Raw genomic sequence first — 18,538 nt, forward strand, 5'->3', positions numbered from 1 at the left:
GCCGATGATGGCGATGCATCCGGGAATAACCGATGGCATGGCAAGGTTTCGTGGTGACGACGCGGTTTCGCTTACCGCGCGTTCATCGGGCGATCAATCCGTCTCTTCGTCTTCCATTGCCTGCCAGTAGCCGGTGGCCTTGATCCAGTCCTTCGGCACGCCGCGTTGGTCCAGCCATTGGCGCATGGCGCGGGCGCGACGCGATTCGGCGGCGATCCAGTAGAACGTGTCGCCCGCGATGGCGGGCAGTTCGTGCAGTGCACGTTCCAGCAGTTCGCCGTGTTCGGCGCCGTCGCGTGCGAGCCAGCGGATTTCGACTTCGCCGCGTGAGGACAACGCCTGGCGGTCGGCGGCTTCGGGAGTCTCGACCAACGCGGTGGCGCGCGCGCCGGCGGGCAGCTCCTCCAGCCAGCGGCCGATCGCGGGCAGGGCGGTCTCGTCGCCCATCAGCACGTAGCGATCGAAGTCGCCAGCGATCACGTGGGAGCCGCGCGGGCCGCCGGCACCGAGGCGTTGGCCCGGTGCGGCCTGCATGGCCCAGTTCGACGCGGGGCCGTCGCCGTGCAGCACGAAGTCGATCACCAACTCGCCGCGCGCAGCGTCGTGGCGGCGCGGGGTGTAGTCGCGCATCGACGAAGGCTCGCGGCCGGCGGGAAACTCCGCACCGTTCGGGCCGAGCGCGGGCAGCACCAGCTCGCCGTCGCGGTTGGGGAAGAACAGCTTCACATGGTCGTCCGGCGCGGCGCTGTGGAAGCCGCGCAGCTCGGGGCCGCCGAACGTCACCCGCCGCATGTGCGGGGAGAGCGGCTCGACGCGCAGCACGGCTAGCCTGCGCAGCACGACGTCGTGGCGCAGGCGCCGGTGGATGTGGGGTGCCATCACGGGATACCTCGTGGTGAGCGGGCGCGTGGCGACGGCTGGCGCGTGAGGGAGCGCCGCCGTGGGGGAGTGCCGCCGTGGGGCGCGGCGGCACGGCGTGGTTCAGTCCTGAGGACGGCCGGTGGCGATCTCGCTGGCGGCGCGTTCAAGGACCGCGGCCACGCGTTCGGCTTCGGCCTTGTCCCAGCTCGTGCGCATCAGCAGGGCGTGCTTCAGCGCATGCATGGCCTTGCGTACGCGCATCGGCGCGGCCATCTTCGCCGCCAGCTTCGCGCTGTGCTCGGTGCGCGCGGTCGCGGCGTCCACCGCGGCGCGGTTTTCGTGAAGGAAGGCGCGGCCCTCGGCGGTGATCGCGTACAGCTTGCGGTTGCCCGCTTCGCTCTCCACCTGCGCGTAGCCCATGTCTTCGAGCATGGACAAGGTGGGGTAGATCGCGCCGGGGCTGGGCGTGTACTGGCCGTGGAACATCTCCTCGATCATGCGGATCAGCTCGTAGCCGTGACGCGGCTGCTGCTCGATCAACGCCAGCAGCAGCAACTTGAGGTCGCCGTGGCCGAACATGCGGCCGCCGCCGTGTCGACCGCCGCCGCGCAGCCCGCCCCAGCCGCTGAAGTCGGCGCCGCCGCGCGGCTCGTCGAACGGCCCGTGGCGGCCGGCATGGCAGCCGTGCTCGCCGCCCTCCATGTCGAAAGCGTGGAAGCCGTGGTGATGGTGGTGCCTGAAATGATGGAACAGCGAATGCATGCGCACGACTAACTCCGATATATCGTAGGTGTATTCACGATATATCGTAGATATATCTTTTGCAAGAGCATGCAACGCGCCGCTCGTGCAGGAGCGCACCCTGTGCGCGACGGGTGGGACGGAAGGAGTGAGTTAAGAGGAGTGAGAAGCGAGAGAGGAGCGGGATGGAGCGCGGCCTTGGCTTTCCCTATCTACGCGGTTCTCTTCACTCACTCCTCGCCCTTCGCGCACGGGGTGCGCTCCTACGCAGGCTTCAGCCTCGGCGGCGGATGCGCCAGACCCAGGCCGGCGGCAGGTTGAGCCAGGCGCCGCCGATGCGTTCGGCCACGAGGCCCAGCCGCTGCCGCAACGCGCGCGGCACCGGACAGCGCAGGCCGTAGGTGAACTGGTAGAGCGCGCCGTCGGGTTGCAGTTGGCGCTCGAACACACCCTCGACGATGGCGGCGACCTTGTCGGCCGGGATCGACAGCAGCGGCAGGCCGCTGATCACCGCGCTGGCGCGCTCGTCACCGAACAGCGACGATGCGTGGCCCAGCCCGGCGGCATCCATGCGCAGCACGCGCGCGTGCGGATAGCGCTGCGCCAGTGCGCCGGCCAGCACGGCGTCGGTCTCCACCAGCACCAGCCGGTGTCCGGGCAGGCCGCGTTCCAGCAGGGCCCGGGTGAACACGCCGGTACCGGGCCCGAGCTCGATCACCGGGCCGTGTGCCTGGTCGACGTGGGCGGTCATCAGCCGCGCCAGCGCAGGGCCGGACGGCGCCAGCGCACCGACGCTGCGTGGATCACGCAACCAGGCGCGCAGCAGATGCAGGTTGTCGTTCAGGGGCATCGATGGCGGGCCGCTCGGCGCATGGCGGTCACCATAACCGGAACGGCCAAACCGGATGTTCGGATACGGTTATGCCGCCGTGTCCGTCGTCACGCTCGCGGTGTCACCGGCTTGCCGCCGCCACGCGCCGGAATTTTCGCGGGAATGGCTCGGCGGGGCCGATGTTCGCGACGGCACGCCATGTCACAGCGACTTCCCGTCCACCCGCACCGGCGCGTGGATATCGCAGATGCCCAGCTTGCCCACCGGCGTTGGATAGAACGCGTTGTGGCCATGGCGGGCGGCGTCGATCAGCGCGCTGAAGGTGGGGCTGCCGGTGTGCAGCACCTGGATGTTTTCGCGCTGCGCGGGCGGCAGGTCGGCGGCGAGCTTCACCGACAGGATAGCCGTGCGTTCGCCGGCCTTTTCGTAGAAGCCCATCGGCCCGGTACCGCGAGGCAGCGCCGACAGGTACTGCATGCCTTGCAGTACGCGGCCAGCCACGGCCAGGTTGTGGTCCAGCCGGCGCGGCGCCTGTCCGATCACGGCGTACAACGCGCTGCCGTTGCCGCTGTCGGGAGCCACGTCGCGCGCCACGCCGACCATGCCGTAGCACTGCACCAGCCACTCCTTGCCGCTGGCCGGATCGCGCGCCACCGGGAAGCCCCCGGAGAAGCCGACCTGCGGCGCGTAGACGTCGCCGTCGGGCAGCGGCGTCCACGGCTGCTTGGCATCGATCGGACGGGTGAATTCCGGCGGCAAAGTGGCCTTGGCCTTTCCCAGCGGATGCATCTTCGCCTTGTCGCCGCCGTCGTCGCCGTTCGGGTCGTCCCATTGGGTGACGAAGTTGTCCTGCACGCGCACGATGGCGAGGCCGTCGAAGTAGCCCTGGCGCACCAGGGTGCGGATGTTCGCCGCGTGCAGCGGGGTGAAGTCCGGCGCCAGCTCGATCACCACGCGGCCGGCGGGCAGCTGCATGTAGAGCAGGTTGGCCGGGTCGGGCGTGCGCCATTCGGAAGGCTTCGAGGCCGCCAGGATGTCCTTCGCGCTGGGCGTGGGCTTGTCCTGCGCGGCGAAGGTCGGCATAGCCGCGAAGGCGAGCGCCAGTGCGACGGCGGCGGCAAGGTGATGGCGCATGCTGGTCTCCCCGGATGGCTGGTGTCGCGGCACGGTAGCAGGAGCCGGCTCGCGTGTGCGCTATTTGCGGAAGCGCACGAAGGCGCGCTTGGCCAGGTACAGCAGGTGGCCGGTGAGGCCGGCATCCTGGGCCTGGCGCAGCGCGGTGTTCTCGGCGTAGAGCAGGCGGATGTGCGCGTCGCGCTGCTCGATCAGCTGCCGGATCTCGGCCACGTCGCCGCGCGACAGCGTGCTGCCTTCGTCCAGGTGCGGCGGCAACTGGCGGCTCACGTAGTAGGTGGTGTGCCGCGGCGCCGTTTCCGCGACGGGGCGATCCTTGGTGTAGAAGTACAGCGCGATGGAGCGGCGCGTGAGTGCGGCATGTTCCGGTGGCAGCTCGATCCGGTTGAACGCGTGCCAGGAGCGCTCGGAGGTCTCGAAGATCACGCAGCGGTTGAACGCCGGCGCCACCGAACGCGCGGGGCGCGCATCGGCGTGCGGGTCGCGGAACAGTTCCAGGCAGCCGCCCCACGACTCCTCCCACTGCGGGTTGAGGTAGACGATGAGGTTGAGCCGCCGGTGCCAGCGTTCGCTGGGGTGGTAGTTGAAATCCACGTGCGGGTCCAGGCTCATCCCGTCGCGGTTCTCGTGGGTACCGCCGCCGAGATACCACGGGTCGTAGATCAGCCCTTCGATGCCGGTGAGCTTGCCCACGGCTTCGAGGAATTCGGGGCTCTGGATCGCGTCGTCGAGCCGCTGCCAGACCGGGCCCAGCTGGCGGATCTTCGCCAGCGTGGACTTGCCGCCGGGCTTGCCGTCGTCGCCCACCGCGTTGCCGCGCTCGAAGGCGGGAAAGTCATCCAGCAGCGCCGCGGCGAAATCCGGCGCGAGGAAATCGTCGATCACCACGTGGGGGAATGGCGCCGCCGCGACGAATTCGTTACGGCTGGCCTCGGCGCATTCCAGCACGCGTGGATGGATGATCGACAGTTCCGTTGAGCCCTGCATGCGTCTTCCCGGCGGCCAATGACCCGCCATTCTACTTGGCTTGCGACCACGCTTCGTGGCGCGCGCTCACTTCCCGTCGAGCGTGGGCTTGCCGGCGCGCCGGCGCTTCCACGCATAGCCGATCCCCAGCAGCACGAACCACACCGGGCTGGCCAGCAGGGCGGCGCGGGTGTCGGACTGCAGGCACAGCAGCACCAGCACGAACGCGAAGAACGCCAGGCAGACCCAGCACATGAACACGCCGCCCGGCATCTTGTACGCCGAGTCCGCGTGCTGCTGCGGGCGTTTGCGACGGTAGGCCATGTACGCGCACAGGATCAGCGACCACACGAACATGAACAGCACGGCGGACAGCGTGGTGACCAGGGTGAACGCGGTCATCAGGTTGGGCACCAGGTAGATCAGCGCCGCGCCCAGCAGCAGGCAGAAGCAGGAGAACAGCAGGCCCAGCGAGGGCACCGCCGCCTTGGACAGGCGCGCGAACGCCTTCGGCGCGTGGTTCTCGCCGGCCAGGCCGTACAGCATGCGGCTGGTGGAGAAGATGCCGCTGTTGGCCGAAGACGTGGCCGAGGTCAGCACCACGAAATTGATCAGGCTGGCCGCGGCGGGGATGCCGGCGAGCACGAACAGCTCCACGAACGGGCTCTTGTCCGCCTCGACCAGTCGCCACGGTGTCACCGCCATGATCGCCGCCAGCGCCAGCACGTAGAAAATGATGATGCGCACCGGGATCGAGTTGATCGCCTTCGGCAGGTTGCGCCGCGGGTCGGTCGTTTCGGCCGCGGTGGTGCCGACCAGCTCGATGCCGACGAAGGCGAACACCGCGATCTGGAAGCCGGCGAAGAAACCGCTCAACCCGTGCGGGAAGAAGCCGCCGTCGTTCCACAGGTTGGCCAGCGAAGCCTTGTTCCCCGCCGGCGAGTGAAAGCCCCACGCCACCAGCGCGAAGCCGACCACGACCAGCGCGATGATCGCCACGATCTTGATCAGCGCGAACCAGAACTCCAGCTCGCCGAACATCCGCACCGTCGCCAGGTTCAGGCTGAGCAGCAGCAGCACGCACAGCAGCGCCGGTATCCACGGTGCGAGGTGCGGCAGCCAGAACTGCACGTAGGCGGCGATCGCGATCACCTCGGCGATCGCGGTGACGATCCAGCAGAACCAGTACGTCCAGCCGCAGAAGAAGCCGGCCCACGGCCCCAGCAGGTCGGTGGAGAAGTCGATGAACGACTTGTATTCCAGGTTCGACAGCAGCAGCTCGCCCATCGCGCGCATCACGAAGAACAGCATCACGCCGATGATGAGGTACACCAAGAGGATCGACGGCCCGGCCAGGCTGATCGTCTTGCCCGAGCCCATGAACAGGCCGGTGCCGATGGCGCCGCCCAGCGCGATCAATTGCAAGTGGCGGTTGGAGAGGCTGCGCCTCAGGTGATCCGGTTGCTCCGAGGAGACGGTCATGCGGGCGCCGAGGTCGTGGACGGGCCGCCACGATAGAAGAAACACCCGACTCTTGGGAAGGACACAAAGTCACGTACGGCCGCGGATTGGCGTCTGCCGTTTCCACGCGTCCGCCCCGCTGTCCCAGCCGTCGCCGACTCACGCCAACGTCCGTGCGGATCGTCGACGCCATGCACCCGTGTCACGGGTTCGGCCCGGCCAGGGGCTACTGATGCGGCACCTTGTACAGCTTCGACACGTCGTAGCCGAGCGCCTTGACCCGCCCAACCAGTGACGCGTAGTCGGCCGGCGACACACTCGGCGTGCGCGCGAACACCCATGTGTAATCGCGCTTGTCGCGGGCCACGATCATTTCGCTGTAATCCGGTTTCAGCCAGGCCACGATGTATTGCGCCTTGAAGCCCCAGAACAGTTTCACGCCCCACACGGCGTTGCCGCTGCCGGCATGCACGTAGCCGGTCGATTGGATGTGCTTGACCGGGCCGTCGATGGCGCCGTTGTTGAAGCGGAAGGTGGTGCGGACGTTCCCGTCCGGTTGCAGCGTGTACGTCTCCACCGCGTTGAACGCATGCTTCTCGAACACGGTGGGAATGGTGGCGATCAAATACCACGGGCCCATGAAGCGCGGCAGATCCACCTTCGTCACCGGCTTGATCGGCGGCAGCTCGCCGGCGCAGGCCGCACCGGCGCCGAGCAGCAACGCCGCGATCAACGCATATCGCATGCAGGTGCGCGCCGCGGAAACTTCCGGGCGGTTGCGGTCGGCGGGAATCACGGGCGCGCGAAGCGGTAGTGCGCCACCATCCACTCCTGGCCATCGGCGTAGCCGAACAATTCGGCGCAGGACATCCAGAACATGCGCCAGCGCTGGAACCACAGCGCGGCGTGTTCGCCGTAAGCTTCCTTGAGCACCGCCATCACGGCGTCGCGCTGGCCGTCCTGTCGCTGCAGCCAGTGGTTCGCGCTCTTTTGGTAATGCGTGCCGTCGATCAGCCAGCGCTGCTCGATCTGCAGTGCCTGCTGGAAGTGCAGCAAGGTGTCCGCCGCCGGCATCAGGCCGCCGGTGAAGAAGTGGCGGCCCATCCAGTTGTCCGCGCCCGCGGTCTCGAACGGATACGCCAGGGTGCGGTGCGCGAAGATGTGCACGAACAGCTTGCCTTCGGGCGCCAGCCAGCCGGCGATGCGCTGCATCAGCACCTGGTAGTTGCGCATGTGCTCGAACATCTCGATCGACACGCAGCGGTCGAACTGGCTCGCCGCCATCGCCAGCGTGTTCACGTCCTGGGTCATCACCGACACGTTGCCCAGGCCGCGCAACCGGCATTGCGCCTCGATGTGGCGGCGCTGGCCGTGTGAGTTGGAGACCGCGGTGATGCGCGCGTTCGGATAGCGCGAGGCCATCCAGAGCGTGAGTGAACCCCAGCCACAGCCGAGTTCGAGGATGCGCTGGCCGTCGGCCAGCTCCGCGCGCTCGCCGTACAGCGCCAGCATCGCGTCTTCCGCCTCGGCCAGCGTCTCGTCGCCGCGCGGGTAGTAGCAGCCCGAATACTTCAGGCGCGGACCGAGGCAATGTTCGAAGAACGCCGGTGGCAGTTCGTAGTGCTGCGCATTCGCGGCCGCCGTCTCGATCGCCACCGGGCTGTGCCGAAGCAGGTCGATCAGCCGCGACTGGCGCGCGGCCTGCGCGGCGAGACCGCCGGCCTGTTCCGCGCGCAGGCGCGCGGCGCACATCCGGCGGATGCCGAGGCGCAGCAACGCATCGGGCAACAGGCCGCGCTCGGCCAGGCCGAGCACGCCGGGTGCGGCGCGGCCCGCGGAAAGTTCGACGGTGTCCAGGGCAACGGTAGTCATTCTTCCATCCTCGGGTCGCGGGAACGCTTGGGAAACCACGGAAACAGCATTGGCGTGCTGCGCTGGTAGGCGCGGTAATCCTCGCCGCGCGTGCGCAGCGCTTGTGCCTCGGTGAACGGAATGCCGCTGATGTAGCGCAGGAACAGGTACATCAGCAGCGGTCCGCTCCACGCCAGCCACGCCAACGGTGAACCGGCCGCGAGCGCCACGTAGGCGAACCAGTGCAGCCATTCGAAGAAGTAGTTGGGGTGGCGCGAACAGCGCCACAGCCCGGCGCGGCAGCTGCGGCCGCGATGCCGCGGATCGGCGCGGAACCGCGCGAGCTGCGCGTCGGCGATCGCCTCGCCGAGCACCCCGAGCAGCCAGGTCGCGGCGCCCAGGGCCAGCCACGCGGGCGCGGTCCTCGCGTTGGCCGCCACCACCACGAACGGCAGCGCGAACAGCGGAACCAGCAGCGCCTGGAACTGGAAGAACGCGAACAGCTTGCGCTGGTCGCCCTGCCAGCGCTCGCGCAAGGCGCGATAACGGCCGTCCTCCGCCTCGTGCCGCACGCGGCGCCACAAATGCCACGCCAGCCGCCAGCCCCACAGTCCGCCCAGCAGCGCGAGCGATACGCGCGGCGCCGGCGCCCCGGAGCCAAGCAAGGCCAGCAGCACCGCCGCGCCGCCCAGCCCGGCGGCCCACAGCACGTCGACGATGCCCGTGTTGGCGCGTCGTCGCTGCCAGCGCCAGCCCAGTGCCATCACCGTTGCCGCCAGCACCCATACCAGCAGCAAGGCCAGCCACGCGTTCATGGCGTGCTCCGTACGGAGTCGGCTTGCAACCAGCGCCGCGCCAAGCTGGTGAGCAGGGGCAGCGCGATGGCCCAGCCCGCCGCCAAGGCCAGCAGCGTCGGCCATGCCGGCGTGGGCAGCAGCACCGCGTGCCAGCCGCGCGCGGCACCGAGGTAGGCCAGCGGGCCGCCGATCGCACCGAACAGCGCGGCCAGCACGGGCCGTGCGTGCAGGTAGGCGAACAAGGGCACGATGGTCAGCGCAAAGGCCACCCACAAGGCCATCAGCCAGGCCGGCGCCTCGGCCAGCGGCCACGGCGACGCGTAGCCCACCAGTCCGGCGCGCACCCACACGCCTTCCAGGACCAGGCCCAGCAGCAAGGCCATGGCGACCAGCCGCAGTTCCACGCCGCGATGCGCCGATGCCGCCAAGCGCCAGGCGGCGAAGGCCAGCGTGCCGACCACGCCCGGCCACCAGTGCCCGTGGCCCGCGCCGATCACGGCGGCGAACCACACCGCTTCGTAGGCGATCAGGGTGAGCCAGAAATTCATGCCGCGCCGCGCTCGGTCGCGGTACTGCTGCGCTGCCAGCGTGGGCGCGCCATCAGCAGGTGCGACACGCCGATCGAGCGTTCGCGGAAGCCGCCCTCGCAGTACGCGAGGTAGAACTCCCACATGCGGATGAAGCGCTCGTCGAAACCTTGCGCGCGCACCTCCGGCAGCCGCGCCATGAAGCGTTCGCGCCAGGCGTGCAGCGTGCGCGCGTAGGAGTCGCCGAAATCCTCCTGCGCGATCAGGCCGAGGTCGCTGCTGCGGGCCTTGGCCGCCAGCAGCGCGCCGAGCGAGGGAATGAAGCTGCCGGGAAACACGTGGCGCTTGATGAAGTCCACCGACTTGAGCGCCTGCGCGTAGCGGTGGTCCTCGATGGTGATCGCCTGCAGCAGGGCCAGGCCGTCGGGCTTGAGCAGGCGGCCGAGCTGGTGGAAATACGCGTCCAGGAATTCGGCGCCGATCGCCTCGACCATCTCGATCGATACCAGCTTGTCGAACTGGCCGTCCAGGTCGCGGTAGTCCTGCAGCAGCACGTGGACGCGCTCGCCCAGGCCCGCGGCGGCCACGCGCTCGCGCGCCAGCGCGTGCTGCTCCCGCGAGATCGTGGTGGTGGTGACGTGGCAGCCGTAGTGCCGCGCCGCATGCAGCGCGAAGCCGCCCCAGCCGGTGCCGATCTCCACCACGCGATCGCCCGGCTTGAGCGCGAGCTTGCGGCAGATCAGGTCGAGCTTGCGGGTGGAGGCGGCCTCCAGCGTGTCGTCCGCGCCGCACCAGTACGCCGAGGAGTACATCAGGTCGCCCGACAGGAACAGCCGGAAGAAATCGTTGCCGAGGTCGTAGTGCGCGGCGATGTTGCGCCGGCTGCCGTGGCGGGTATTGCGCCGGCAGGCATGCACCGCGCGCATCGCCATGCCGCCGAGCCGCGCCAGGCCGGTTTCCATGCCGTCGAGCAGGTCGCGGTTGCGCAGCAGCAGGCGGATCAGGCCGACCAGGTCGTTGCAGTGCCACTGGCCGTCCATCCAGGACTCGCCGGCGCCCACGCTGCCGTTGGCGGCGACGGCGCGATAGAAGGCCGGGTCGAGCACCTCGATCTCCACGGCCAGATCCGTCGCTTCCCCGGCCGGTGTGCCGATCGCCACTGTGCCCAGCGCATCGCGCAAGGTCAGCCGGCCGTGGCCGAAGCCGGCCAGTTGCTGCAGCAGGCGCCCGCGCAGGAAGCGGTCGAGGCCGCCGATCGGCGTGTCGATGTCGCGTTGGACGATGGCGTTCATGGCAGGCCTCAGGAAAGTTGCGGGTGGTCGTGGAAGGGATTGCGTTTCAGCCACAGGCGCAGCGCGTTCCAGTAGATCGCGCCCACCACCTGCGTCGTCATCAGCGGATAGCGCCACAGCACGCGCGCCAACGAAGCACCGGTGAGCGGCAGGCGTTCCAGCCGCAGGTGCGCGTCGAATTCGCGCTCGCCGTCGCGCAGCACGTTCATCTGCACCTGCAGTTCGTCGCCCGGCAGGCTGAAGCACCATTCGTACTGGCGCTCCATCGGCATGAACGGCGAGACGTGGAAGGTCTTCGGGAAGTCCCAGCGCAGCAGGCGCCCGTGGGCATGCGCGGTTTCGCACGGCAGCACGTAGGCATGGCGCTCGCGCCACGGCGTGTTGGTGATCTCGGCGACGATGCAGTCCAGCGTTTCGCCATCGCCGGCATAGCAGTAGTAGAAGCTCACCGGGTTGAAGACACTGCCGCCATAGCGCAGATGGGTGAGCAGGCGGATCGGGCCACCGGGGCGGCGTCCGATGGCCTGCTCCACGCGTTGGCGCACCGCCTCGGCCAGCGGCAGCTCGGCGGGCCCGAGGTAGTCGCCGCGGCGGAACTCGGCGAGGTTGCGGCGCCCGTTCGACCACAGCCAGCGGCCCGCGAACACGCGGTCCAGCTCGTCCAGGTCCAGGTAAAGCTGCGCCATGCGGTAGGAGAAGGCGTGCGGATGCGGCGCCCGGCGGCGATGCCACACCGCGCCTTCGTACACCGCGCTGCGCAGCGACTCGGTCATGCGGCCGCTCCGGCGGCGCGCCGCAAGGCGGTGGACTTGTATGCCGGCCAGCGCACGTCGAACGCGGCCGCCACCTCCACCGCGCTGCGCATGCCGTCCTCGTGGAAGCCCCAGCCCCAGTAGGCGCCGGCGAACCAGGTGCGGTTGACGCCCTGGATCTCGTGCTTGCGCCGCTGCGCGGCCACCGAGGCCTGCGTGTACACGGGATGGCGGTAGTGCATGCGCCGCAACACCTTGGCCGGGGCTATCGCCTCGCTGCGGTTGAGCGTGACCACGAACGGCGCGGGCGCGTCGAGGCCTTGCAGCAGGTTCATGCAATAACTCACCGTGCACGGCGCGCCGGCTTCGCGCGGCAGGTAGGCGTTCCACGCGGCCCACGCCTTGCGCCGGCGCGGCAGCAGCGTGGCGTCGGTGTGCAGCACGACGTCGTTGGACTGGTAGGGGATCGCGCCGAGGATCGCGTGTTCGCGTTCGCCGGCGTCCGCCAGCAGGGCCAGGGCCTGGTCGCTGTGGCAGGCCAGCACGACCTGGTCGTAGCGCTCGCTGCCGGTGTCGCTCGTCACGATGGCGCCGAGCCCGTCGCGGCGGATCGCACGCACCGGGCTGTTCAGGCGTTCGTGCACATTCCAGCGGTGGCGCAACGCGTGCACGTAGCTGGCCGAACCGCCGCGCACCACGCGCCATTCGGGCCGGCCGGCCACCTGCAGCATCTGGTGGTTCGCCATGAACTGCACCAGGTAGCGCGCGGGGAACGCCAGGATCTGCGCGGGCGGCGCCGACCACAGCGCCGAAGCCATCGGCACCAGGTGTTCGTCGCGGAAGGCGGTGCCGTAGCGGTGTTCCGCCAGCCAGTCGCCCAGCGCGGGGCCGTTGCGCGGCCCGTCGAGCAGGGCCGGCGCCTCGCGGTAGAAGCGGAACAGGTCGCGCACCATGCCGAGGAAGCGCGGCGACAGCAGGTTGCGGCGCTGGCAGAACAAGCTGTCCAGCGAGGCGGCGTTGTATTCCAGTCCGCTGGCGGCGTTGTGCACCGAGAAGCTCATCGTGGTGGGCTGCGAGGCCACGCCCAGCTCGTCGAACAGCTGGGTCAGCAAGGGGTAATGCACCGGGTTGTGCACGATGAAGCCGGTGTCCACCGCGTACTGCCGGCCGGCGAGCTCGATCGCGTGCGTGTGCGTGTGGCCACCGAGGTAGTCGTTCGCCTCGTACAGCGTCACCTCGTGGCCGCGCGACAGCAGCCAGGCCGAGGCCAGCCCCGCGATGCCCGATCCGACCACGGCGATGCGCATGTCAGCGCTCCGCCTTGGCGAGCACCCAGGCGGGCACCGGTTTCAGGTCCTGCACCAGCCCCAGCAACGCCATCAGCCTGAGGCCGTACCAGGTCAGGTCGACCTCCCACCAGCGAAAACCCTGCCGTGCGCTGCCGGGAAAGAAGTGGTGGTTGTTGTGCCAGCCTTCGCCGAACGTGAGCAAGGCCAGCCAAACGTTGTTGCGGCTGTCATCGCGGGTGCCGTAGCGACGCGAGCCGTAGCGGTGCGCCAGCGAGTTGATCGTCACGGTGGCGTGGAACAGCACCACGGTGGAGACGAAGAAGCCCCACACCAGCATTTGCCCGCCGCCGGTGTGCAGCTGCGGCGCGGCATGATGCAGCAGCACGCCGAGTAGATACAGAGCCACCGCCAGCAGCACCGGCACGGCGATGTCGTAGCGGTCCAGCCAGCGCAGTTCGGGATATTTCGCCAGGTCCGGCACCCGTTCCAGCTCGGTGCGGAACGCGCGCGGCGTGAGGAACCAGCCCATGTGGCTCCACAGGAAGCCGTGCACGCCCGGGGAATGCGGATCGAGCACGGTGTCGGCGTGGCGATGATGGTTGCGGTGATGCGCCGCCCACCACAGCGGGCCGCGCTGCACGCAGGCGGCGCCGATCAGCGCGAACACGAACTGCACCGTGCGCGACGTGCGGAAGGTGCGGTGCGAGAAGTAGCGATGGTAGAAACCGGTCAGCGCGAACATGCGCACTGCGTACAGCGCGGCGGCCACGGCCAACGCAATGGGAGACACTCCCACCCAGATCACGCCGAGGCAAGCCAGGTGCAACGCAACGAACGGTGCGCCGCGGACCCAGTCGATACGGTCGGCACGGGACTCGTCGAGTGCCCCGTCGGGGGTGCTGTCGATCCAGTGGCGCACTTCGCGCAGCAGTCGCGGCCGGCGCGACTGCATGACGACGGTGTCGCCGGCCGCAGGATGGGCGGTCGGTGGGGACGAGGGATTCAGCGGGAGGCGCGAGCGTGTCATTAAGGTGCCTGTCGACGATTCAATGACAGGTACGAACGAAATGGCGCCTTGGATGCATACGATGGCACGGCTGGCCCCGGCGTGGCGGCCGAATCCATCCCGCGGTCGGCGGGTTCAGCCGGATCGCGGTGCATCCAGTGGGCAGCCTGCCGCGTACCTATCCTGTCTTCTTCGGCCAGGCGGGACTCATGGGCATTTCGGCAGGGGCACGTTCGCTACGACGTTGCGCGATGACGCTGTTGGCCTTGCTGCAGACCTTGCTGTTGAGCGGCTGCCAGGCGAGCCTGTTTCACGCCCTCAATGCCACGACCGGTGACAGCGGGCTCAGCGTGCAACCGGACATCGTGTTTGATCCCGAGCTCCATCTGGCATTGGACATCTATGCGCCGCGCGGCGCGCACGATCTGCCGGTCGTGGTGTTTTTTCATGGTGGCAGCTGGCAGGACGGCGAACGCCAGTGGTACCGCTGGATGGGCGAGGCGTTGGCGCGGCACGGGTTGGTGGTGGCGATTCCCGATTACCGCAAGTATCCGCAGGTGCGCATGGCGGGTTTCATGTCCGATGCGAGCCATGCCGTGGCGTGGGTGCATGCCCATGCCGCCGACCATGGCGGTGATCCGCGAGCGCTGTTCCTGATGGGGCATTCGGCGGGGGCGCATATCGCCGCGCTGCTCGCCACCGACGGGCACTGGTTGGAAAGTGTCGGCCTGCGTCCCGATCGGCTGGCCGGATTCATCGGGTTGGCTGGCCCGTATGATTTCCTGCCGCTGACCGAGCCAGCCTACGTCGGCATGTTCGGTGCTTCGCCACAAGCGCAGGCGCGCTCGCAACCCGTCAACTTTGTCGATGGCGACGAGCCGCCGATGCTGCTTTTGCAGGGGATGACGGACCGCTATGTGGCGCCGAAGAATGCGTGTGCGCTGGCGAGCCGAATGCGCGCGCACGGCGAACCGGTCGAGGTGCATCTTTATCCTGGCATGGGCCATGTCCGCTTGCTGTTGTCGTTTTCCCATCCGCTACGCAACAGTTCGACGGCCCTGGATGCCACTCTGCGCTTCATTCATGAACACGAAGCGGATCATCAAGCGGGTTCGGAGGTTTCCGGGAGCGTGGCGAAGGGAGCTGACGCCTGCGACCGGGTGGTATCCGCAAGGCCTTCGCAGTGAATTCGTGGAAACGCCCGGAAACCTGGTTCATGGGCTTTGCGTGCGTTTCGGTCTGGCCGCGCAAGGACACTTGCGGGTGCCCAACCCATCGGAGGTGTCGATATGAGCGTTGAGCTGCAAATGCTGGGCTGGTCGGTCGTGCTTGGTCTGGTGTATGTACTGGTGGCGGCGGCCTTCGGCACCTGGCAACGCGGCTTGCGGTGGAATGCGGGCAACCGCGACGGCGAGGCGGACCCGCTAGCCAAGTACGCCGCCCGCGCGGACCGCGCCAACCGCAATTTCCTCGAAACCTTTGCGTTCTTCGCCGCCGCCACCTTGGCGGTGGTGGCGATGCACAAAGCCGGCGCGCAAACCGCGACCGGTGCGCAGATCTATTTCTGGGCACGCGTGGCGTACCTGCCGGTCTATGTCCTCGGCATTCCCTATCTGCGTACGGCTATCTGGATCGCCAGCCTGTGGGGGATCCTGCAGATGCTGGAAGCGTTGCTGCGCTAGCTTGTCGGAGGACGGGATGGCGAGCCATGGACCGGGCTGCGCGATGTGCGGCCTGCGGCAGGAATGACCTGCGAACTTTTCCATGCTGCTGCTCGCGAAAAAGCGCGGCGGTGGCGTTGCGTCGTCGCCTACCGCCGCGAAACTTGTCCTGCTTTTTCGCAGACCGGCATCAGGCCACCCCCTGTTCACTGCCTCATGGCAATGCGGTAAGGCCGGCTTCGCTCCATGCAGGCGAAGCGCGGCGTTCCGGTCAATCCGGATCACGCATGCCCTGCATGCCTTGCATCGGCTTCGAGCTGAAGAACAGGTAGAAGTTGGAAGGCACCTCGATGGCCTGACCCTGCCTCTCGGCCTTGCGCAGTTTCGCCACCGAGGTGATGCCGAAGCCGCCACTCTGGTCTGGCCAATCGGCCGGGTCGGTGACCAGCACCGGCTCCACTTCCCACCAGATCGCCTTTTCCGTGTTTGCGAGCGCATTGGCGATCACGTGGCTGTGGTTCGGCGTGGGCAGGAACACATTCGTCGCCGGTGCCGGCAGCTTCCCGAGCGCGACCAGCACCTTGCCGAGGTCGACCGCGGAGGCGTGCATCGTGCAGGTCCCCGGCATCGAGCCCGGCCCGGGACAGTCGGTGAACACCAGCGGCTTGATCTTGTAGGCCTCCGGCACCGCTCCGAACAGCTGGATCAGCACCTTGCCGAGGGCGGGCCCGCACAGCGTGGCGGCCCTGACCCCGGTCGGGCACGGGATGGCGTCGTTGGGGTTCTGGTCCTTGTCCAGCGAGAACATCGGCACCAGCACGTAAAGAATGGCCGTTCTCTTCGCGTTTTCGCCGGTCGGATCGATCGTGGGCTGGGTGCCGGCCTGGCAGATCGGTGTCTGGAATTCGCCCGGGTCCGATTGCGCCAATACGCCGTTGTAGTCGAGATCATCGCCGGGCTGATCGACACAGGCAAAGTTCTGCTGGTAGGTGAACTTGACCAGCTTGCCGTGCGCAAACCCCTCGGTCTGGTTGGGTCGTAGCGATTGGGCGTTGGCGCCGCCGACGGCAAACAGCGCCGCAAGCAAGGCCGCCGGCAAGAGCTTCAGGAGTGAACGCTTCGTGGGTTTCATGGTGCCCTCCTACAGGGATCCATACCTCGCGTACGCCTCTCGCCCCGTATCGCCGATGCGGGAGTCTCGGGCGTACGCATCAGGTACGAAGGCCATCGGTCGGCGGATGCACGGAGGAACCCGCTTTTCCGCGACAGGGTTTGCCGCCCTGCCACGGCACGGGAGCCGTTGCGGCCGTCACCGGTCGCAGGAAGCAGGCAGGGTCGGCCCATTCCTTCCCGCCGAAGTACGGTTCTGATGGATCAGCCGATTGAGACGGTCGCGCAACTGGCGCACCACGGCGCTGCCACCCGTGCGCAGCGTCACGTGATCGTCGCCGGCCGCCGCACGATCGATGGCGTACAACATGCGTTCCAGCGGCAACCAGGTGCGCCACCACAGCCAGACGGTGCCGAGCACGGCCAGCAGGCCCAGGCAAGCCACGCCCGCCAGCAACGGTATCGCTTCGCGCGGAACCATGCGCTGCGCGCCACCGGTCGAGGGCAGCAGCAACCAGACGGCCCGGCCGTTGGAGACCGGTACGGCGAGCGCATCGGCCACCGCCGAACCTGCGCCGGGCAGCGACCGTGGGCCATCGCTGGCCGACAGCGCGACTCCACGCAAGCGGGTCAATTCCGTCGGCGATGGCGGCACCGCGCCGCTGTACACGAGTGGGATGGTCGGGTTGGACGCGCTCAGCAAGGCGAGATCCACGCCGCTCGTGTCGTGTACTTCATTCGCAAAAGCGGCTTCGACGCGCCGAGCAGTCACCACCAGGCCTTGCAGGCTGCGACCGCGCAACAACGGAGCTATCGCCACGCGCAGCAGGCGATCGTCATCCAGCCAGTATCCCTGCACCGGTTGGTCAGTGGCGATGGCTTTGCGTACCAGCGGATCGCTGGCGATGGTGGCGGGCGCGCGCGCAAGCAGGCCCGAAATGCCCGCCGGTTTGCCGGCAGGATCGAGCACCAAGGCCACGTCGTAGCCGTGGCGGCGTTCGTTCAGCTGGTCGATGATGGATGCGCTGTCGATGGCGCCGCCAAGCTGCGGGTTGGGGATCAGCGATTGCGCCATGTAATCGACGAAGGCGGAATCGTTGGCGAGGGCCTGCGCACGCAGGGCGAGGTTGTCCATGTCCATCCGCTCCAGTGTCGCCAGCAGCTTGCCGCCGGTGGCGACGTTGTGGCGGGCGTTGGCCAAGGCTTGCCGGCGGGACAGATGGATGGTGCCGACGGCCGCGGCCACGGTGCCGGCCAGCACCAGCAGCAAGCCCAGCGCGAGGGAACGATAGGCCGCGCTCACGGGCCAGGCTCCGGATTGATGTCCGCGACGATCGCTGGTTTGCTGATGATCACGCGTTCGTGCAGGTCGCCGAGTGGCGCGGTCACTGATCGCCTCAGCAATTCGCCCCGCGGGTTCCACACATACAGCGCCCCCGGACCCGGTGGCAGATGGCGCAGGCTGAAATGGCCATCGGCGCTTGCGGTAGTGCGGTAAGGGCTGGGCACCACCAGCAAGTCCAGTTCCATCGAACGGTGCACGTTGCAACTGATCAGCATCAGGCCGGCACGATCGAAGCTGTGCGTGGCGGTCTGGCCCGCAGTCTGAAAGCCGAGGTCGAAGGCGCCCCCGGGCGTCACCGAGAACACGTTGTGGCGGATCTGGTCCAGATTCACGAACTTGACCGTGCTGCCGAGCGGGATGGCCATGGCCTCCGGCTTGAAGTCGCGATTGACGGTATAGACCGTGTATGTCCCGGCGTGGACCCTGGAAGTGCCCGAGGCGGGTACGAAATAGACCAGGGTGTTGGCCATGTCGCCGGCCGATATGGGCTGCCCGGACTTGCCGATCAGTTCGATTCGTCCGCTCAGTTCGGCGGAGGTCGAGTCCGCTTCGGGTCGCGCAGCGACGCTGCGTTGCGAGGCATGCGCCACGCGGGCGATGCGCGGCAGCGGCGACACCGGGGCGACCGGCGCGGATGGCGTCGCCGGAGGGGTCGCGGTCGCCGGTGCGAGCGCGGCGACCTCCGGCGACGCCGACGGTGCAGCTGGCACCTGCGCCGATGCGGCTGGCGCCGCGGGTTCGCTCTGGGCAGGCGCAGGCGCCGTACCGGCAACGGATGCGGCGGACGAAGGCGCCACCGTCGGCGCCGAGGTGGAAGGTGTATTTGCCCTGGGTGCCGGATTGCACGCGCACAAGCCGAGTGCAGACAACAGAACAAGTCGTTTATCGAGCATGACAGCCCCCTGTGGCTGTT

The 18,538-nt window shown here is 68.3% G+C and carries 19 protein-coding genes; 2 read left to right on the forward strand and 17 right to left on the reverse strand.

What is annotated here, in order from left to right:
- Positions 1 to 93: 93 nt before the first annotated feature.
- The 14 genes from B0E52_RS10875 to B0E52_RS10940 form a co-directional block, all read right to left on the reverse strand.
- A complete protein-coding gene (locus B0E52_RS10875) occupies positions 94 to 879 on the reverse strand; it encodes a siderophore-interacting protein (RefSeq protein WP_077483854.1) in 786 nt (261 codons plus the stop codon).
- A 102-nt stretch (positions 880 to 981) separates the two neighbouring features.
- Positions 982 to 1,623 (reverse strand): PadR family transcriptional regulator, encoded by a 642-nt coding sequence (locus B0E52_RS10880; RefSeq protein ID WP_077483855.1) that lies wholly within the window; start codon positions 1,621 to 1,623, stop codon positions 982 to 984.
- A gap of 253 nt (positions 1,624 to 1,876) precedes the next feature.
- A complete protein-coding gene (locus B0E52_RS10885) occupies positions 1,877 to 2,452 on the reverse strand; it encodes a phospholipid methyltransferase (RefSeq protein ID WP_077483856.1) in 576 nt (191 codons plus the stop codon).
- Between the two features lie 183 nt (positions 2,453 to 2,635).
- The gene (locus B0E52_RS10890) at positions 2,636 to 3,568 is read right to left on the reverse strand and encodes a peptidylprolyl isomerase (RefSeq protein WP_077483857.1); all 933 of its coding nucleotides are present in this window, start codon (positions 3,566 to 3,568) and stop codon (positions 2,636 to 2,638) included.
- Between the two features lie 60 nt (positions 3,569 to 3,628).
- Positions 3,629 to 4,555, reverse strand: a complete 927-nt coding sequence (locus tag B0E52_RS10895; RefSeq protein WP_077483858.1) for a 2OG-Fe(II) oxygenase — start codon at positions 4,553 to 4,555, stop codon at positions 3,629 to 3,631.
- Between the two features lie 66 nt (positions 4,556 to 4,621).
- Positions 4,622 to 6,016, reverse strand: coding sequence for a D-serine/D-alanine/glycine transporter (gene cycA / locus B0E52_RS10900; RefSeq protein WP_077483859.1), 1,395 nt, complete (start codon positions 6,014 to 6,016; stop codon positions 4,622 to 4,624).
- A 205-nt stretch (positions 6,017 to 6,221) separates the two neighbouring features.
- Positions 6,222 to 6,740, reverse strand: a complete 519-nt coding sequence (locus B0E52_RS10905) for a lipocalin family protein (protein ID WP_077483922.1) — start codon at positions 6,738 to 6,740, stop codon at positions 6,222 to 6,224.
- 47 nt (positions 6,741 to 6,787) lie between these two features.
- On the reverse strand, positions 6,788 to 7,867 hold the full coding sequence (locus B0E52_RS10910; protein ID WP_077483860.1) for a class I SAM-dependent methyltransferase: 1,080 nt from the start codon (positions 7,865 to 7,867) through the stop codon (positions 6,788 to 6,790).
- Positions 7,864 to 8,661: a DUF1295 domain-containing protein gene (locus tag B0E52_RS10915; protein WP_077483861.1), complete on the reverse strand. Its 798-nt coding sequence runs from the start codon at positions 8,659 to 8,661 to the stop codon at positions 7,864 to 7,866. The genes B0E52_RS10910 and B0E52_RS10915 overlap by 4 nt, the downstream gene beginning before the upstream one ends.
- Complete coding sequence (locus B0E52_RS10920) at positions 8,658 to 9,191, reverse strand: DUF2878 domain-containing protein (RefSeq protein ID WP_077483862.1); 534 nt, start codon at positions 9,189 to 9,191, stop codon at positions 8,658 to 8,660. The genes B0E52_RS10915 and B0E52_RS10920 overlap by 4 nt, the downstream gene beginning before the upstream one ends.
- Positions 9,188 to 10,462 carry a cyclopropane-fatty-acyl-phospholipid synthase family protein gene (locus B0E52_RS10925; RefSeq protein WP_077483863.1) on the reverse strand — a complete coding sequence of 425 codons (1,275 nt, stop codon included), beginning with the start codon at positions 10,460 to 10,462 and terminating at the stop codon, positions 9,188 to 9,190. The genes B0E52_RS10920 and B0E52_RS10925 overlap by 4 nt, the downstream gene beginning before the upstream one ends.
- 8 nt (positions 10,463 to 10,470) lie before the next feature.
- Positions 10,471 to 11,235 (reverse strand): DUF1365 domain-containing protein, encoded by a 765-nt coding sequence (locus B0E52_RS10930; RefSeq protein ID WP_077483864.1) that lies wholly within the window; start codon positions 11,233 to 11,235, stop codon positions 10,471 to 10,473.
- Positions 11,232 to 12,521, reverse strand: a complete 1,290-nt coding sequence (locus tag B0E52_RS10935; protein WP_077483865.1) for an FAD-dependent oxidoreductase — start codon at positions 12,519 to 12,521, stop codon at positions 11,232 to 11,234. The genes B0E52_RS10930 and B0E52_RS10935 overlap by 4 nt, the downstream gene beginning before the upstream one ends.
- 1 nt (position 12,522) lies before the next feature.
- A complete protein-coding gene (locus tag B0E52_RS10940) occupies positions 12,523 to 13,455 on the reverse strand; it encodes a fatty acid desaturase (protein ID WP_139351649.1) in 933 nt (310 codons plus the stop codon).
- 305 nt (positions 13,456 to 13,760) lie between these two features.
- Here B0E52_RS10940 and B0E52_RS10945 point away from each other — a divergent pair, with 305 nt between their 5' ends.
- Both B0E52_RS10945 and B0E52_RS10950 read left to right on the forward strand, forming a co-directional pair.
- Complete coding sequence (locus tag B0E52_RS10945) at positions 13,761 to 14,696, forward strand: alpha/beta hydrolase (RefSeq protein ID WP_077483867.1); 936 nt, start codon at positions 13,761 to 13,763, stop codon at positions 14,694 to 14,696.
- Positions 14,697 to 14,798: 102 nt separating this feature from the next.
- Positions 14,799 to 15,191, forward strand: a complete 393-nt coding sequence (locus B0E52_RS10950) for an MAPEG family protein (protein ID WP_077483868.1) — start codon at positions 14,799 to 14,801, stop codon at positions 15,189 to 15,191.
- A 250-nt stretch (positions 15,192 to 15,441) separates the two neighbouring features.
- Here B0E52_RS10950 and B0E52_RS10955 read toward each other — a convergent pair whose 3' ends face one another.
- The 3 genes from B0E52_RS10955 to B0E52_RS10965 all read right to left on the reverse strand — a co-directional run bounded on the left by B0E52_RS10955 (position 15,442) and on the right by B0E52_RS10965 (position 18,518).
- Positions 15,442 to 16,269, reverse strand: a complete 828-nt coding sequence (locus B0E52_RS10955) for a hypothetical protein (protein ID WP_139351646.1) — start codon at positions 16,267 to 16,269, stop codon at positions 15,442 to 15,444.
- Positions 16,270 to 16,479: 210 nt separating this feature from the next.
- On the reverse strand, positions 16,480 to 17,583 hold the full coding sequence (locus tag B0E52_RS10960) for a hypothetical protein (RefSeq protein WP_077483870.1): 1,104 nt from the start codon (positions 17,581 to 17,583) through the stop codon (positions 16,480 to 16,482).
- A complete protein-coding gene (locus tag B0E52_RS10965; RefSeq protein ID WP_168174178.1) occupies positions 17,580 to 18,518 on the reverse strand; it encodes a hypothetical protein in 939 nt (312 codons plus the stop codon). The genes B0E52_RS10960 and B0E52_RS10965 overlap by 4 nt, the downstream gene beginning before the upstream one ends.
- Positions 18,519 to 18,538 lie beyond the last annotated feature (20 nt).

Origin of the sequence: Rhodanobacter sp. C06 (assembly GCF_002001105.1) — a bacterium.
In the GTDB taxonomy this organism is placed as follows: domain Bacteria; phylum Pseudomonadota; class Gammaproteobacteria; order Xanthomonadales; family Rhodanobacteraceae; genus Rhodanobacter_A.

Bases quoted from the DNA above. Each gene is read 5' to 3' on its own strand.
- B0E52_RS10875 (WP_077483854.1), bottom strand. From the start codon at position 879: ATGGCACCCCACATCCACCGGCGCCTGCGCCACGACGTCGTGCTGCGC.
- B0E52_RS10880 (WP_077483855.1), bottom strand. From the start codon at position 1,623: ATGCATTCGCTGTTCCATCATTTCAGGCACCACCATCACCACGGCTTC.
- B0E52_RS10885 (WP_077483856.1), bottom strand. From the start codon at position 2,452: ATGCCCCTGAACGACAACCTGCATCTGCTGCGCGCCTGGTTGCGTGAT.
- B0E52_RS10890 (WP_077483857.1), bottom strand. From the start codon at position 3,568: ATGCGCCATCACCTTGCCGCCGCCGTCGCACTGGCGCTCGCCTTCGCG.
- B0E52_RS10895 (WP_077483858.1), bottom strand. From the start codon at position 4,555: ATGCAGGGCTCAACGGAACTGTCGATCATCCATCCACGCGTGCTGGAA.
- cycA (WP_077483859.1), bottom strand. From the start codon at position 6,016: ATGACCGTCTCCTCGGAGCAACCGGATCACCTGAGGCGCAGCCTCTCC.
- B0E52_RS10905 (WP_077483922.1), bottom strand. From the start codon at position 6,740: ATGCGATATGCGTTGATCGCGGCGTTGCTGCTCGGCGCCGGTGCGGCC.
- B0E52_RS10910 (WP_077483860.1), bottom strand. From the start codon at position 7,867: ATGACTACCGTTGCCCTGGACACCGTCGAACTTTCCGCGGGCCGCGCC.
- B0E52_RS10915 (WP_077483861.1), bottom strand. From the start codon at position 8,661: ATGAACGCGTGGCTGGCCTTGCTGCTGGTATGGGTGCTGGCGGCAACG.
- B0E52_RS10920 (WP_077483862.1), bottom strand. From the start codon at position 9,191: ATGAATTTCTGGCTCACCCTGATCGCCTACGAAGCGGTGTGGTTCGCC.
- B0E52_RS10925 (WP_077483863.1), bottom strand. From the start codon at position 10,462: ATGAACGCCATCGTCCAACGCGACATCGACACGCCGATCGGCGGCCTC.
- B0E52_RS10930 (WP_077483864.1), bottom strand. From the start codon at position 11,235: ATGACCGAGTCGCTGCGCAGCGCGGTGTACGAAGGCGCGGTGTGGCAT.
- B0E52_RS10935 (WP_077483865.1), bottom strand. From the start codon at position 12,521: ATGCGCATCGCCGTGGTCGGATCGGGCATCGCGGGGCTGGCCTCGGCC.
- B0E52_RS10940 (WP_139351649.1), bottom strand. From the start codon at position 13,455: ATGCAGTCGCGCCGGCCGCGACTGCTGCGCGAAGTGCGCCACTGGATC.
- B0E52_RS10945 (WP_077483867.1), top strand. From the start codon at position 13,761: ATGACGCTGTTGGCCTTGCTGCAGACCTTGCTGTTGAGCGGCTGCCAG.
- B0E52_RS10950 (WP_077483868.1), top strand. From the start codon at position 14,799: ATGAGCGTTGAGCTGCAAATGCTGGGCTGGTCGGTCGTGCTTGGTCTG.
- B0E52_RS10965 (WP_168174178.1), bottom strand. From the start codon at position 18,518: ATGCTCGATAAACGACTTGTTCTGTTGTCTGCACTCGGCTTGTGCGCG.